Origin of the sequence: Paenibacillus sp. A3 (genome assembly GCF_001399685.1) — a bacterium.
Taxonomy (GTDB): Bacteria; Bacillota; Bacilli; order Paenibacillales; family NBRC-103111; genus Paenibacillus_G.
This window is the reverse complement of record NZ_JTHN01000209.1, coordinates 1-15,499: the sequence shown is the minus strand read 5'-3', so window position 1 is coordinate 15,499 and position 15,499 is coordinate 1. Positions and strand designations below refer to the sequence as shown.

Genomic DNA, 15,499 nt, shown 5'->3' with positions numbered 1-15,499 from the left:
TACCCCACCCCCTCGTAACCTCTATTACCTTGATTGATTACTTTCTCGACACTCTGAATAAGCTTCCTTGCATAGGAAGCTTATTTCATTTGCTTGAGTGACGAATATCATAAAAAAATAAAGAACTCTTGGAAGATATTCAATGGAGCTTTCGCATCAAACCTCCTAAGATAAGGTTACGCAATCAAGACGTGCCGTAACGATCATATTTTAGGAGGGTTCGAATGATGAGAAAAGCATTAACCAAAAGCGCGGCCTTGGGCATGGCCTCCCTGCTTTGCGCGCTGTCGCTGGCCGGCTGCGGGGCCGCTCCGGCGGCTAAACCGGCCGACACGGCCAAGCCGGGCGAAGCCGCCAAGCCCGCCGACGGAGCGAAGCCTGCGGACGGGGCCAAACCGGCGGAAGGCGCCAAAATCGCGGGCGACTTCGAGATCCAATACTTCGTCGGCGGCTACGGCGACGCCTGGTGGAAAGAAGTGATCGGCGAGTTCCAGAAGAAGTACCCGGACCTGAAAATCAAGCAATCGGCCGGCTCGCAAATCAACGACCAAATGAAGCCGCGCTGGATTCAAGGCAATCCACCCGACGTCGTCTACATCGACGGAGCCGGATCGAACGAAGCCCAGATGGTCAAGGACGACCAGCTCATGGACATCTCCGACTGGGTGAAAACCGCGAAGAACGTCGACGGCGACAAGCTGACGGACCAATTGATCGCCCCTCCTCAAGATTACAACGGCAAAAATTATACGATTCCGCTCGTCTTCGGCTCCTGGGGCACGTTCTACGACGAAGCGCTGTTCAAGAAGAACGGCTGGGCCGTGCCGACCGATTGGGACAGCTTCCTCGCCACCAGCGAGAAGATCAAAGCCTCGGGGATGAACCCCTACATTCATACCGGCAAATACCCGTACTACATCGTCGGCGGGCTGGTCAACTCCGGCTTCGTGTCCGAGAACGGCGACAACCCGCAAATTTTGAAGGATCAGGAAGCGGCGAAGGAAAAAGCGTTCAAAAACGACGCCGTCGCCAAAACGCTGCAAAAGCTGGTCGTTATGCGGGATAAGGGGTATTTTGACAACGCCTCCTTCGGCATCAACCACACCGATTCGCAAATGCTGTTCCTCCAGCGCAAAGACGCCATGATTCCGAACGGGCTGTGGCTGGAGAACGAAATGAAGAAGGACGTCCCGGCCGACTTCAAATTCGGCTTCATTCCTTCCGTCATGCAGAAGCCGGGCGGCAAAAGCATTGCCATTCCTTACACGAGCAATATCGCCATCGCGAAGAAAGCGAAAAACCCCGAAGCGGCCAAAGCGTTCGTTCAGTTCATTTTCACGAAGAAAACAGCCACCCGCTGGGCGGAGCTGACCGGAGCCATCATGAACGTGAAGGCCGATCTGGAAGCGACAACCGCGAGCGGCGTCGTGAAAACGGCCATGAAATATTTCAACAGCAGCAACACCGTCGTCGCCCCCGTATTCAAGCTGAACGCCGACTTGGAGCAAGCCGAGAACGACGCTACGATCGCGCTCCTGCAAAAGAAAATTACGCCGGACGAATGGATGGACCGCATGGAAAAAGCCGCCGCTAAAGTCAGAGGAAGCAAATAGCGTCTCGTCCCCGGGAACGATCGGCAGGACCTCTTCCTGCCGATTTGTTTCTTCCAATCCCTAGCAGTGGAGGATGTCTTATGAAATGGAATCGCGCGCTTTTTATTACGACCTTCCTGCTGCCGACCTTCGCGGTGTTTCTGGTGTTCACGATCTATCCGTTATTCCGCGGCTTGTATTTAAGCTTCTTCGACTGGTCCGGCGGCTCGGAAACGATGAATTTCATCGGGCTCGGCAACTACCGGGAGCTGCTGTCCGACGAGATTATCGGCCAAGCGATCAAGAACGACTATTTTCTCGTCTTCTGGAAAGTGGTTCTGATCATGCTGATCGCCACCTTCTTCGCCGTGGCTCTGACCCGGCTGAAGCTGCGGGAGTACGGATTCTACCGCGTCGTTTTCTTCTTCCCGAACATCATTTCGGTCGCGGTCATCGGCGTGCTGTGGAGCTTCATCTATAATCCGCAGCTCGGCTTTCTCAATGCGTTCCTGTCGCTCTTCACCGACAAGCCGGTCGAGACGAACTGGCTTGGCGACGCGAAGCTCGCCATGTGGTCGCTGCTGCCCCCAAGCGTCTGGGCCGGGATCGGCTTCTACATGATTCTGATCATCGCTTCCATCCTGGCGATTCCAAGCTCGCTCTACGAAGCTGCGGAGATCGACGGGGCCGGGCAGTGGCAGCAATTCTGGAACGTGACGCTGCCGCTCATCTGGGAGCAGTTCAAAACCTCGGTGCTGCACATTGTCATCACCACGCTGAACGGGTCGTTCATTATCGTCCGGCTCATGACCGATGGCGGTCCCGACAACGCGACGCAGGTGATGGGCTACTATTTGTACCAGATGGGCTTCAAGCAGTATCACTTAAGCTACGGCGCGACCATCGGCGTCCTGATTTTAATCCTGTCTTTGCTGACCACGCTGATCTTGAGCCGGTTCTTGAAGCGGGAAACCATCGAATTGTAGGGAGGGATGGGTATGGCCGGGACTTCCGCCGCAGGCAAACCCGCACATGGCGCCACGAAAGCGCTCGTCCGTTTTTTTCCTCTGGTATGGAGCATTCTTGTTATTTACCCGGTCCTGTGGACCTTCTTCACCTCGCTGAAGGATAATCCGCAGGTGCTTCAGGGAAAGCCGTGGGATCTGCCGTCCCCGCTGATCTTCGAAAATTACGCCAACGTCTGGAGCCGCGCGCATTTCGGCGATTATTTCATCAACTCGGCGCTGGTCACCGCGGGCAGCACGGTGCTCTCGCTGGCGATGGCTGCTACGACCGCCTACGTGCTCGCCCGCTACGAATTCAAAGGACGAGGCGCGTTATATTTCGTCTACGTCGCCTCCATGATGATTCCGACGATTCTCGGCTTGATTCCGCTCGTCTTTTTGCTCAATACGCTGCAGTTGTCCAATTCGCTGCTGGGCTTGACCTTGGTCTACTCGGTGGGAGCGGTCGGCATATTGCCCTTCGGCGTCTTCTTCCTCGTCGGCTTCTACAAATCGCTGCCGAAGGAGCTGGAGGAAGCGGCCACGATCGACGGCTGCTCGTATTTCGGAACGTTCTTCCGCATCATGCTGCCGTTATCCAAGCCGGGGCTGGTCACCGTCGCCATTATGAACGCGCTGACCGTCTGGAACGAGTACATTATGGCAACCGTTCTGATCAACGATCCGACGAAATATACGGTTCCGGTCGGGATCGCCATCATGCAGGGGGAGATGCAGTACCGTACGGAATGGGGCCCCTTGTTCGCGGGGCTCGCCATCTCGATGATTCCGGTCATCATCGCTTACAGCTTCTTCCAACGACAAATTACCGGCGGGTTGACCGCAGGGGCGCTGAAGGGATGATACGAGGGAACATGTTCCCGAGAAAATAAGGTCTGCTCTTTGCCCGGTTGAGGGGGAGAAGCAGACCTTAGGTGTGCGTGCTTGATCGGTGGTCGTTGAGCGGGCCGGCCTCCCGGCTCCTAGAGCAGCCGCACGTGCGCCTCGACGGGATAATGGTCCGACGGATACACGCCTTCCCAGCGCTCGCGGTGTACGATCGTTCTCGTAAATTCGGCGCCTTCCGTGGCGAACAAGTAGTCGATCGGCTGCCCTTCCGTACCTCCTTCATAGGCATGGAACGTCCGGCCAACCTCCTCCTGCAGAACGTCGAAGGCGTCCGCCAACTGCCCCTTCAGTGCAACGACTGCGGGATTATCGGGGAAGGCATTGAAATCCCCTGTGAGCACGGCCGGAATCCCGTCTTCCTCCCGGCAGCGCCGGATACGCTCCAGCACGAGGCGCGCGCTTTCTTCCCTGGCCCGCTGCCCCAGATGATCGAAGTGCGTGTTGAACGCATAGAAGCGGCGTCCCGACGTCTTCACCTCAAAGCAAGCCCACGTGCAAATTCTCGGCAGGCTGCTGTCCCAGCTCTTGCTGCCCGGCACGTCCGGCGTCTCCGACAGCCAGAACTGCCCGCTCGCCACCGGGGCAAGCAGGTCATGCCGATAATAGATCGCGCAGCATTCGTCGTGGAGCCTGTCTTCCTCGTTCGTCGAACCGCTCCGTCCTTCGCCCAGCCGGCTGTACTCTGGCAGCTCCCGGTCCAAGTCGAGCAGCATCGTGTTCGTCCCTTCCTGCGTTCCTACGACAAAGGGGGACGTCTTCTTGATGGCAGCGGCTGCGTGCCGGATGCGGTAAGGCCAAGCGTTGCTTCCGTCTACGGGCGTATTTACGCGCAGATTAAACGTCATCAGGTTCAATTCCATCGCGGTATTCTCCTCCAATGAGTGATTTTCTTCGGCGTGAACGCATCTTCACAGATGGGCTTTTTCCATTTTCCATTGTCAACCACTAGGAGAGATCCCGCAAGAGCTAATCCAACATAAAAATGTCCTCCAGCGACAGACGGGCCGTTTGTACGCTGAATATGTCCACTTCATGCGAGCACAGCACGCGGATGACGGCGGCAATGTCCGCCTCGTCCCCGATCTCCGCCGTAAGGTGCCGCTCGTCCCAGCTTTGGATGCGGCAAATGCCCTGCTGCTGCAAGGCTTCGCGCGCCTTCCCATACAGTTCTTCGCTCCGCGCCGCCAGCTTGACCGTCACCTGCATGCCCGGCTGGAACGTCCGCTGCAGTTCTTCGATCGTGCCCAGTCCCGTGATCGTCCCCCGCTTCATGATCGCAATGCGCGTGCAGAGCTTTTCCACTTCATGGAGATTATGGGAGGTCATAAAGATCGTCTGCCGCTTGTCCGCGAGCGTGCGGATGAGCTGCTGCATCTCCAAGGCCGACTCGGGATCCATGCCGGAGGTCGGCTCGTCTAGAAAAATCAGCTCAGGCTGTCCGAGAATCGCCTGCGCGACTCCCAGCTTCTTTTTCATCCCAAACGAAAACTTCTTCGTCTTCACATGCGCCGCCTGGCTTAAGCCGACCTTGTCCAGCACGTCCAGACATTCCCGCTTGGAGACCTTCAGCCCCTTCACACCGGAAAAATACCGCAGGTGCTCAAGCGCCGTATCGTTCCCGTAAAACTCCGTGTAATCCGGCAGTACGCCGATATGCCGCTTGACGCGGTCCAACTGTCCATGAGGCGTGCCCAGAATGGAAAATTCCCCGCCCGAGGGTCGGACGATGCCGGTCAGCATGTTGATGAACGTCGTTTTCCCCGCACCGTTGCGGCCGAGGAAGCCGAAAATTTCCCCTTGGCTCACCTGCAGCGATATGCCGCGCACCACCTCGTGCGGGCCGTACGATTTTCTCAGCTCCTTCGTCTGGATCGCAAGCATTACAGATCCCTCCTTTGCAGCAGCAGAATGGTGCCGCCCAACATGACAGCCGCCATCAGCAGAACGACCGCCCAGCCCCACGAGCCGCCATCGATAAAATAATAATACGGGGTCGCATACTTGAATATTTTCAGCCACAGCTTGTCGGAAAACTGGCTCCACAGCCCGAACAGGGGGATGGCCAAGCCGACGAGCAGACCGCTAAACATCGACATCGAGCGTCTGGGAATCAGACTGGACAGCAGCAGGCACATGGATACCATGTAGAGAATCATCACCAGCAGTTGGCCGAACGACTTGAAATAAAACTTTTCCGCGAACACCGTAATGATGCCGAACGATACCAGCAAGCAGACGAACCAGTACGTAAAAATACCGAGAAATTTGCCCAGTACGATGGACAACCGCGACGTTTTGGTTACCAGAAAACGGATGGTCCGGCTTTCCAGCTCGCGATTCATGGTATCGTGGAAAAGGGAAAACATAAACAGAAATCCAAAGAGATAAATCAGCAGCACCAAGCCGCTGACATAGCCTTCTTCGGCGACCTCCTTGCCGAGCATCGCGCCGTTCTTCGCTATGAAATCGGACAAGTAATAAGAGACCGCCGTAAAAATCGCAATTGTCACGATCGAAAACACGCTTTTAAAGGACTGCACGAATTCTTTTTTCCAGATGGCTAACATCTTGATTCTCCCCCTTCACTCCAACAGCATACACCCCGGAGCTAAACGGCGGCGAAGCACCGGATAAAGACAAGATAAATCATGTGCCGCGCCGTTTAGGTTCTGTTAACCCGGAAGCGTTATACTTAATGACAAGATCATCTTTGGACTATAGAGAGGAACGATAGACATGGAAGAAACGGCTGTTTTGCTGGTGGACGACGAGCCGGCTCTCCTGCTGATGCTGGATATGGTGTTGAAAAAAGAAGGCTTCCGCCGCATCGACCATGCCGAATCGGCCGCCGCGGCGCTCGCCCGGTGCAAACAGAAGCGCTACGATATCATTTTGCTCGATGTGATGCTTCCGGATAAAAGCGGCTTCGAGATTTGCCCGTTTATCCGGGAAACGACGGATGCCCCGATCTTGTTCGTGACCGCGAAAGGCTCGGATCTGGACAAGCTGACCGGCTTCGCGATGGGCGGCGACGATTACATTACGAAGCCGTTCAATCCGCTGGAGGTCGTCGCGCGGATGAAGGCGCAGCTGCGCCGCTCCAAGCCGCAGGCGGAGGAACCGGGCAAGTCGGCCCGGGCAAACGCGCTCGTCTACGATTACGGGCGTTTTCAAGTCGACGAACTGGCCGGGGAATTACGCGTGGAGGGCAAGCCGGTCGCCTGCCCCGCCCAGGTGTTCCAACTGCTGCTCTTCCTGTGCAAGCATCCGAACCGCATCTTCACGAAGGACCAGTTGTATGAAGCGGTCTGGGGCATCGACAGCATGGGCGACGATCATACGGTCATCGTCCATATCCGGCGCATCCGCGAGCGCATCGAACGGGACCCGGGACAACCGGATTACCTGGTGACGGTCCGCGGGCTCGGCTACAAGCTCGTCCCCCCTAAGGAGCTGCCATGAACCGGATCAGCCGCAGGCTCACCTTTCAATTCGTTGCGCAGTTGGTCTTGTTCATTGGAGTCATGGCGCTGGGGGCACTCGTATTAATCGTCTATATCGGCCTGCAGACGGAAAAGCACGCCGCCCAAAATCCCGAAGGCCTGCCGGGGTTAGGGGCGTTCCGTTCTTCGTTTGCCGTGAAGGGCGGTCAAGCCGTCGTCGATGCCGGATGGGCGTCCGCCTTGCCGGAGCGCGGCGGCTGGCTCCAGATCGTGAGCCCGGAAGGGCGCGTGCTCGCCTCATCTGCTGTTCCCGCCGATGTTCCCGGGCAGTACGCGCCGGGAGAGCTGTTCGCCTACTGGAAGAAAAAGCTTCCTTTTCCATACGCCTTGACCATCAATCGAGTGGAGAAGGACGACAAGACGTACGTCGTCGTCTACGGCGAGAAGCGCAAGGCCGAGCAGGCGCTCCAGCAAGCGCTGCCCGCCTTCGACGGGCGGACATTATCGCCGGCAGGCGAGCAGGCGCTGCGGCAGCAGCAGGCTTCGCTGCACATTTACGGCGCCGACGGCCGGCTGCTTCACGCATTCGGGGAGGAGCATGCGGTCCGTCCGGGGGCCGCTCTCGGCGACATGCTGGGAAGCGCCGCAGATGCCGGGAAGGCGGAGGCGGAGGAAGCGGTGCACTTTGACCCGGCGACCCGGCAGACATGGATCGTCCGTACTTCGGACGGTATGTCTGCGGAGCCCGGGGAAGGGTTGGACCAGATCATCTCGAATGGGTTTCTCGCCTATTTTATCGGTCTAGCCGCGTTCATTCTGCTCCTCTCCTGCGTATACGGCGTCCGCTTCGGCCGTCCGTTCCGGGCGATGCTGGAATTCATCGAGCAATTGGCCTCGGGGAACTATGCGCAACCGCCCCGAACGGGCAAGGGAAAGTCCCGCGTCAGCGGGAATCGGCCCAGGAAGCCGAAGGGGTCCTTCCGGTTGTTCCGGGAGGTGAACGAATCGCTCGAAGGCTTGAGGCTGGAGCTTGCCCGCAGCGAGCAGTTGCGGAACCGGCTGGAGCAGACGCGCGAGGAATGGATTACCGGCGTATCCCACGACTTGAAGACGCCATTATCGTCGATCAGCGGCTATGCGCATGTGCTCGAATCGGCCCCGTACTCCTGGTCCGGGGAGGAGCTGCAGACGATTGGCCGCACCCTTCGCGAGAAGTCCGATTTCATGTCGGAGCTGATCGAGGATTTGAGCCTGACGTACCGCTTGAAAAACAACGCGCTGCCGCTCGACCGGAAGCCTTCGGACGTGAATGAAGTCGTGCGCCGGGCCGTGGTCGCCTTTATGAACGATCCGCAAGCGGCCTCCTGCGCCATCACGTTCTCCCCTTCGGGCTGCCCGGTCACTTACCCGATCGACCGCAAATGGTTCACCCGCATCGTCGACAATATGATCTCCAATGCGATCAAGCACAATCCGGCGCAGACGGCCATCGACATTGCGGTAAAAGCAAAGCCCGACCAAGGCTTCTCGGTCACGATCCGCGACAACGGCGCGGGGATGGACCCGAGGACGCTGGACCGGCTGTTCGATCGCTACTACCGCGGCACGAATACGGAGGAAACGACGAGCGGCTCGGGCCTCGGCATGACGATCGCCAAGCAGTTGACGCTGGCACATGGCGGCGATATTGCCGTGCGCAGCGAGCCGGGCGAGGGGACGGAGATTGTGCTGCGTTTTGGCGGAGATTAAGGTTTAGACGCTTTGAACAATACGAAAAAGGTCTGCCCGCCGTCCAAAGGATAGCAAGCAGACCTTTCTTCATGCAAGTTTACCCGATCACCGTCAGTTCCTTCGGGAACGACGTCAGCACCTCGACGCCGCTGTCGGTCACCCGGACGTCGTCTTCGATGCGCACGCCGCCAAGCCCCGGGACATAAATGCCCGGTTCGACCGTAAAGACCGCGCCCGCAACGAGCAGATCGGCGGTTCCGGCATGAATCGACGGGAACTCGTGGATATCGATGCCGAGCCCGTGGCCGAGCCGGTGCACGAATTGCGGACCGTACCCGGCCGCCTCGATCACATCTCTGGCCGCCTTGTCGATGCTGGCGTATGTCACTCCGGGCCTAGTCGCCTCAATCGCCCGCAAATTCGCCTGCAGCACCGTATCATAGATGCGCTTCAGCTCGTCGTCGACATCTCCGACGGCGAAGGTTCGCGTAATGTCGGAGGCATACCCGTCCGCGAACACGCCCAAGTCGATCAGCAGCAGCTCGCCGCTTTGGATCTTCCGCAGCCCCGGCGTTCCGTGCGGCATCGCCGACTTTTCCCCCGCCAGCACCGACGTGGAGAACGACGGGCCGTCCGAGCCGAGCTTCTTCATCTGGTACTCCAGCTCGGCGACAATCTCGATTTCCGCGACTCCCGGCGCGACCTTCTCCAGCCCCCGCCGGAGCACCTCTTCCACCAGCGACACGGCCCGCTTCAACCGTACGATTTCGTCGTCCGACTTCACGACCCGCATCTCGCGGAGCGGCTCGTCTACATCGACGTATTCCGCAGCGCCGAGCGCCTCGTTCAGCCGTTCGAACCGGCTGACGGTAAGATGCGTCTTTTCCAGGCCGAACCGCCGGATTCCTCCCGGCAGCAGCCCCTTGAGCACGGCGTACGGATCATCCGTATCCGTATGGGTGGCGAACGCGCCGACCCCCTTGGCCGCGCCCCGCGCGGCTTCCTCGTCCAACGCAGGGACGACCAGCGTCGGCTCCTCTCCCCGGGCGATCAGCAGTCCGAGGAAGCGTTCGTGCGGGTCCGAGGCGTAGCCCGTCAAATAAAATACGTGCTTCGGCAGCGTAATCAACACTGCGTCCAATTCACGGTTTTCCATATAAGCTTGCAGCTTGTCGATTCTGTCGTTCATATATCCCTCTCCCCTGCCCTTCATGTTTTCGTGCCGGGGCGACAAATCCTTGGTATAATGGAATCAAAGGCTATGAATATACGATGATACGAGGAGGTCTCTTGCCTATGAACTATCATCTCATTCTGCTGGGATTTATCACCTATCTCTTAGCTTATCTGATCGGCGCGAAAAAATATACCCGTTTTTTATCCGGTTTCAATGAAAGCCGGGTCCGCGATAAAGAGAAGCTGGCCAAAATCGTCGGGACCTACAATTTGATTGTCAGTGTGCTCTTCGTCCTGGCCGGCGCACTCAACCTTCCTTACGGCAACGCTCTCGTTCCTCTTGTTATCCTGGGATATGTCATCCTGCTCGTCTATGTGAACATGAATATGTTGGACTGAGTGTCAGAAGGCATTATTCCCGGCTGGAGGCAGCATGCCGCCCCCGGCCCGGGAGATCGCAATTTTACTTCAAGCGGTTGTATTTTTGAATGGCGTCGCGAAGCGTCTTTTCGAACTTTTCCGGTGTACCGTCTTGATTCTCGGTAAAGAAACGATTTTTCAAATGAAACTCGTCCACCTCGCGTTTCTTGTTCACACGCTCAATGATGTCGGAAGCAGCCACCTTGACCTTTTGAGCCTCTTCTATATATGAATTCAAGGTATAGCTTTCTATCTTTTCTTTCTTCAGCCGTTTCTCGTCCTGGGCGTGCTGTGTCAGATTTTTAAGATCGTCCACCAGCGGATCGTACTTCGCTCTAAACTTCTCCATGTCCAGATCCAGGATGTTTTTGGCCGTTATGCCCTGCTCCTCCATCTCGGCGGACAGCGCCTGGGCATCGACTAAAAACTTCAAAGCTCCATACCTGATCTGCTCGTCATTCTCCTGGAATTTCTTCAGGCTTTCCTTCTTGCGCTCGGCTCCCATGCCAGCCATCGCTTTCAAGAATTCGTCCGCGACGGCATAGTACGCATCCGCCGCCTTGACGATCTTCGGATGCATTTCTTTGCCTTTAGCAAAATGGTCATCGACATACCCTTTGGTTTTATAATACTCGCGGGCCTCGCTCAGGATCGCCGTCAAATCGTTCATCGCCGGCTTCAATCGGACGACAACCGGATCGATTGCCGGAAAGGCAGGCGCTTTATCGGCAAAGCCGAACTGCGTTTCCAAAGCTTTCGCGTCGCCCGATGAAATCGAGAGCATGGTAAAGCTGAAGTTCTTGTCAATGACAGGCTGCTCTTCATCGCCAAACTTGTCAAAATAATCGGTTAACACCTGATCTAACCGTCCGGTCATAAAATTATTCAGGCCTACATACGCGTTATATTTTTGAAGTTCCATCGCCTCTTCCAAGGCTTCGATGTTTGCCGTGTCGTTTTTATTATTACCCGACTCCCCCGAGGCTGTACTTCCGGACGTTTGGTCGGCCGTCGTGCCGCTTGGCTCCGCAGCCGGCCGGTTTATTTTCAAATTAGAGCAGGCGGTAAACATCGTGCATAGCAGCGCGAGCGCAACAAATGAGCTGAACTTTTTCAAAATACAAGCCTCCAAGCGATTTAAATTTTCGGTCCATACCTGGAAAATAGATACCAGCTTCTTTTATCGGCAAATCGGTTTGAAAGCTTTAGGGACCAAGCCCAGTAAAGTGGTAATTTTCACAATTCTAAATCGTACAAAAAAATAAATCCCCTTTTTTCTCAGTGTATGCACCTTTTTTCCATGCTGGATCGTCTCTACAATATCAGAAATTTCTTCCTTTTCCTGCTCAGGAGGCGCGATGTTGAAAAAGTTAGCCGAACGGATGCGTCCGCCAAACAGCGGACTTACCCTTGAATCCAGAATTAATGTCTTTTTCTTTATTACGTTTTGTTTGTTTTCGATCTTGATTCTCCGTCTTGCCATGCTTCAGCTTGTGGAAAGCAAGAATTTGAAGGAAGAAGAAGCCAACAATAAAAACAGGCCCATACCGCCCACCCGGGGCAATATTTTCGATCGCAAAGGCGCTCCGATCGCCTATACCACGCCTACCCAATCGCTTTATTTTCGCATCGAGCAAGGGCAAACGCAGGATCAGGTCATCGCTCTCGCGCGCGAGCTGGAACGAATTTTCTCGGAGCGCGGAGACCCCTCTTAAAAAAAGCTGTCCGCTGAAGAAATCATCAGGCTGATGGATGTCGGATACGATCTGACGAAAGCAAAAACAAAGGAGCCTTCCTTCTATTACGCCCCCCGCCGCATCAAGACCGATCTCACCCGCGATGAAATCGCGTACATCGGGGAGTGGCGCGACCAACTGAAGTGGGTTCAAGTCATCGAGGAAAGCACGCGGACCTACGACCGCGAAAATACGGTTGCCGTTCAATTGGTCGGTTATATGAAGCCGTTCCCCGCCGCCCGGGAACCGAACAACGGACTTCCCTTTTATAAAACGAAAGAAAATACGGAGGGCTACGTCGATACGGAGGATGTCGGATTCGATGGCATCGAGCTGATGTACCAAAAAGAGCTACGTGGCGAAAGCGGATACAAAGCGTTTCCGGTCAATGCGGCAAATAAAATTGCCGGCCCCGAGGTAACGCTGCAGACTCCGAAGAAAGGCAACCATCTGTATTTGACGATCGATAAGGATGTCCAGCTTATGACGGAAAAAGCCATTATGGACCATCTGGAAACCCTGCAATCCTCCGGCAACCGGTTCGCTTACGCTCCGAATGCCCGGGCGGGGTATGCGGTAGCGATGGAGGTGAAGACGGGCAAAGTGGTCGCCATGGCCAGCATGCCGGATTACGATCCGAACTTATGGATCAGCGGATTCTCGACGAAAAGCGATTACGATAGTATCCAGCCTTTTGTCAACAACGGCACCATTACGACCGCCTATGGCAATTTTCCGAAGGAAGAATGGACCAAGCATCCCACTTCAATCGTGTATATGGGCTCGACGATCAAGCCGTTGTCCGTCTTGATCGGCTTCAAGGAAGGGCTCATCCATCCTGGAACCCAATATTACGATACCGGCGTATTTACCTACGGCAAAGACAACTCGCGCTTAACCAACTCCGACCGGGCCGCTTACGGGTGGCTGACGCCGGCCACGGCCATCGCGCACTCGTCCAACACGTTTATGTCGGCCAAAATCGGCAATGAGCTGCACTCGAAGTACGGCGAAAAAGCCGTAGACGTGTGGGAGGACTATTTGGCCAAGTTCGGCCTGGGGGTTTCCACGCAAAGCGGCCTGCCGCGAGAGTATAAAGGCGTCAATGAGTTTAAAACGAACAAGGGCGAATCGTTCCAATCCCGGATGGTATTTGCTTCCTGGGGTCAGAACGAACGTTACACGACGCTGCAATTGGCCCAATTCGCCACCACCCTCGCCACACGCGGAAAACGGCTCAAGCCTTTGCTGGTGGACAAGATTGAGAGCTACGACAGAGGACAGCTGATCCAAAAGTTCGACGAACCGGTCGTACTGGACGAAACGGAATTTGCCGCGGCCGAGTGGAACTCGGTGCTGCAGGGGATGGCCAATGTCAAGGTGCAGGGCTTCGACGGTTTTCCGTATCCTTTTGCCAGAAAAACCGGCACCTCCACGCAGTCCGTCGGCAAAAAACTGGTCGACAACGCCGTATTCATCGCTTTCGCGCCTCTGGAAAACCCGACGCTCGCCGTAGCCGTCGTCGTGCCGGAGGGTGGATTCGGGGCCTGGGGCGCCGCGCCGATCGCCCGCAAAATATTCGACGCGTACGACCAATATTACGGCCTGGACGGCGTGCCCAAGGGAACCAAAGCGCCCGCCGATAAGTAAGCATGTGGAAAGGCTTGCTCCTTCTCAAATGAGAGTCGGAGTAAGCCTTGCTTTTTTTCTTGCTTGCCCGGCTGACGCGCTTAAATTATTCTGTTGGTACTGTCACATTTTTGCACGGGTGGTTCGTTGTACAGGGTGAAAGGGAGTGAACGAGGTGGACGATTCAGAACTGCGTCAGATGATTGCTGACGTCTTGGAGGGTGATATCGACAAGTTCGAAAACATCGTGCAGCATTACCAAAAGCCGATTTTCCGCTACTGCTATCACATGCTGGGCAGCGATACGGAAGCGGAGGATAGCGGACAAGAAGTATTTTTGAAGGCATTTCGCAATTTGACGAAGTACAGTCAGGATGTGCCGTTCGGGGCTTGGTTGTACAAGATTGCCTACAACCATTGTATCGATGTGATTCGCAAGCGCAAGCTGGCCAGATATCTGCCCTTCTTTTACCGGGATGAGAAAGAAAACAAACCTATAGATCTGCAGATCGAAGCCAACTATTTTAATGAATTCGTGCACCAAGCCTTATCGAGATTATCCGTGGAAGAACGGAACCTTTTAATTTTGCGCTGTGTGGAGGATAAGAGCTACGAGGAAATCAGCCTGATTCTGAATCAAAGCAGCGCCAATCTTCGAAAAAAATACGGACGTTCGGCTGCAAAGTTCCGGAAGTACTATGCTCAAGTGAAGGAAGTGGGATTCGTATGACATTGGATAAGGATCAGGATTTGAAAGCACTTTTTCATGACCCGCATATGCCCGATGCTGACTTGACTGGACAAGTAATGAAGAAACTGTATGCCGAGCGGAACAAGAAGGAGCGATTTTTTGTGAAATATAAAGTCGGTGTGTTGGTCGCAATGGGAATGCTTTTGACGGTATCTTCAGGGTTTGCAGCGGTGAAGTACGGGGTATTGAAAAACGAACAAGGCCAAGCGGTTTATGAGGTAAAACCGTTGAAGCAGGCTCCTCCCCAGGCCAAATATTCGGAAGAAGATACCCGACGCATAGGAATGAGCCGGGATTTGGCGGAAGAGCTATTGCCGGATGGTTCTGCAGCGATCTTTTATATCGTTCCGAACAATCCGAACAAGCAAACGGACACCAGATTCAAACCGTTCGTCTTTAACGATGTGTCCCAACTCCGTGCCAAAATGGCAGGCAAGCCGATTAAGATTCTTGACCATCTGGAAGGGAACTACAAATTCGAAAACGCCAAGGTCTTCTTTAACCCAATCAATGAGGTGAATCCTCCTGCTCCGGACGAAAAGGCGGCAACGGCGGAAAAGCTGCGGAAGCAGGCGGAGGAATCGGGTAAGGATTATGCGATGATGCCGATTGAGCTGTCTGATGATCTTTTACATTTGAGGTCCGTTTATAAACAAGGGAATGATGAAGTAGCCGTTACTGTCATCAAATCCAAGGATACGTTTACAGCTTACGTGGATGAGAAAATTGACTTCGAGCATGAAAAAATCACGGTTAAGGGAGTAGAGATGCTTTACACGGAATATAAAGACAAAGACGGAAAAGGCGGAAATAAAAATATCACATGGAACATCGACGGCGAATATACGTATCAACTCGACGAATCCACCAACATGAGCAAAGAGGACCTGGTTAAAATCGCCGAAACGTTCTTGAACTAAAATTAATATGCCGAATCATCAATAGCGTAAAAAAGTTCCTTGCCTGTCTCATGGCGGGGACTTTTTTTAGGCTTACTATTAAAGTCATGAACATGTAATGTTTACCTAAAGTTCAAAATAATCTCCCTGTACATTTCGTACATTTTAATTATTCCGGGTAAAGGGAAAAAGACTCCCGGCCGGGAGTC

General features: G+C 54.9%; 13 protein-coding genes and 1 pseudogene. 9 read left to right on the top strand and 5 right to left on the bottom strand.

Translation table 11 applies throughout. The annotated features are described in order from the left end of the window. Positions 1-227 precede the first annotated feature (227 nt). From QJ48_RS28440 to QJ48_RS28430, 3 genes are all read left to right on the top strand, one after another. Complete coding sequence (locus tag QJ48_RS28440; protein ID WP_054976754.1) at positions 228-1,613, top strand: extracellular solute-binding protein; 1,386 nt, start codon at positions 228-230, stop codon at positions 1,611-1,613. Positions 1,614-1,693: 80 nt separating this feature from the next. Further along, positions 1,694-2,578: a carbohydrate ABC transporter permease gene (locus tag QJ48_RS28435; protein ID WP_054976753.1), complete on the top strand. Its 885-nt coding sequence runs from the start codon at positions 1,694-1,696 to the stop codon at positions 2,576-2,578. A gap of 12 nt (positions 2,579-2,590) precedes the next feature. Then, entirely contained in the window at positions 2,591-3,460 is an 870-nt protein-coding gene (locus QJ48_RS28430) for a carbohydrate ABC transporter permease (RefSeq protein ID WP_193394508.1), read from the top strand. Between the two features lie 119 nt (positions 3,461-3,579). On the opposite strand, the gene QJ48_RS28425 is transcribed toward QJ48_RS28430, so the two are convergent. From QJ48_RS28425 to QJ48_RS28415, 3 genes are all read right to left on the bottom strand, one after another. Next, positions 3,580-4,365 carry an endonuclease/exonuclease/phosphatase family protein gene (locus tag QJ48_RS28425; RefSeq protein ID WP_054976752.1) on the bottom strand — a complete coding sequence of 262 codons (786 nt, stop codon included), beginning with the start codon at positions 4,363-4,365 and terminating at the stop codon, positions 3,580-3,582. A 106-nt stretch (positions 4,366-4,471) separates the two neighbouring features. Continuing rightward, positions 4,472-5,386, bottom strand: coding sequence for an ABC transporter ATP-binding protein (locus tag QJ48_RS28420; protein WP_054976751.1), 915 nt, complete (start codon positions 5,384-5,386; stop codon positions 4,472-4,474). Next, entirely contained in the window at positions 5,386-6,072 is a 687-nt protein-coding gene (locus QJ48_RS28415) for an ABC transporter permease (protein ID WP_054976750.1), read from the bottom strand. Before QJ48_RS28415 ends, QJ48_RS28420 begins: the two co-directional genes overlap by 1 nt. 169 nt (positions 6,073-6,241) lie before the next feature. Here QJ48_RS28415 and QJ48_RS28410 point away from each other — a divergent pair, with 169 nt between their 5' ends. After that, positions 6,242-6,967, top strand: a complete 726-nt coding sequence (locus tag QJ48_RS28410; protein WP_054976749.1) for a response regulator transcription factor — start codon at positions 6,242-6,244, stop codon at positions 6,965-6,967. Next, a complete protein-coding gene (locus QJ48_RS28405; RefSeq protein ID WP_054976748.1) occupies positions 6,964-8,697 on the top strand; it encodes a sensor histidine kinase KdpD in 1,734 nt (577 codons plus the stop codon). Before QJ48_RS28410 ends, QJ48_RS28405 begins: the two co-directional genes overlap by 4 nt. A 79-nt stretch (positions 8,698-8,776) precedes the next feature. On the opposite strand, the gene QJ48_RS28400 is transcribed toward QJ48_RS28405, so the two are convergent. Next, on the bottom strand, positions 8,777-9,868 hold the full coding sequence (locus QJ48_RS28400; protein WP_054976747.1) for a Xaa-Pro peptidase family protein: 1,092 nt from the start codon (positions 9,866-9,868) through the stop codon (positions 8,777-8,779). A gap of 107 nt (positions 9,869-9,975) precedes the next feature. Here QJ48_RS28400 and QJ48_RS28395 point away from each other — a divergent pair, with 107 nt between their 5' ends. Continuing rightward, entirely contained in the window at positions 9,976-10,254 is a 279-nt protein-coding gene (locus QJ48_RS28395) for a DUF3784 domain-containing protein (RefSeq protein WP_054976746.1), read from the top strand. A gap of 64 nt (positions 10,255-10,318) precedes the next feature. On the opposite strand, the gene QJ48_RS28390 is transcribed toward QJ48_RS28395, so the two are convergent. Then, positions 10,319-11,392, bottom strand: coding sequence for a YiiG family protein (locus QJ48_RS28390; protein ID WP_054976745.1), 1,074 nt, complete (start codon positions 11,390-11,392; stop codon positions 10,319-10,321). A gap of 241 nt (positions 11,393-11,633) precedes the next feature. Between QJ48_RS28390 and QJ48_RS28385 the strand changes: the two are divergent. From QJ48_RS28385 to QJ48_RS28375, 3 genes and pseudogenes are all read left to right on the top strand, one after another. Further along, positions 11,634-13,661: pseudogene (locus QJ48_RS28385) on the top strand (peptidoglycan D,D-transpeptidase FtsI family protein). A gap of 154 nt (positions 13,662-13,815) precedes the next feature. Next, entirely contained in the window at positions 13,816-14,370 is a 555-nt protein-coding gene (locus tag QJ48_RS28380) for an RNA polymerase sigma factor (protein ID WP_054976755.1), read from the top strand. Further along, positions 14,367-15,311, top strand: a complete 945-nt coding sequence (locus QJ48_RS28375) for a DUF4367 domain-containing protein (protein WP_054976744.1) — start codon at positions 14,367-14,369, stop codon at positions 15,309-15,311. The genes QJ48_RS28380 and QJ48_RS28375 overlap by 4 nt, the downstream gene beginning before the upstream one ends. Positions 15,312-15,499 lie beyond the last annotated feature (188 nt).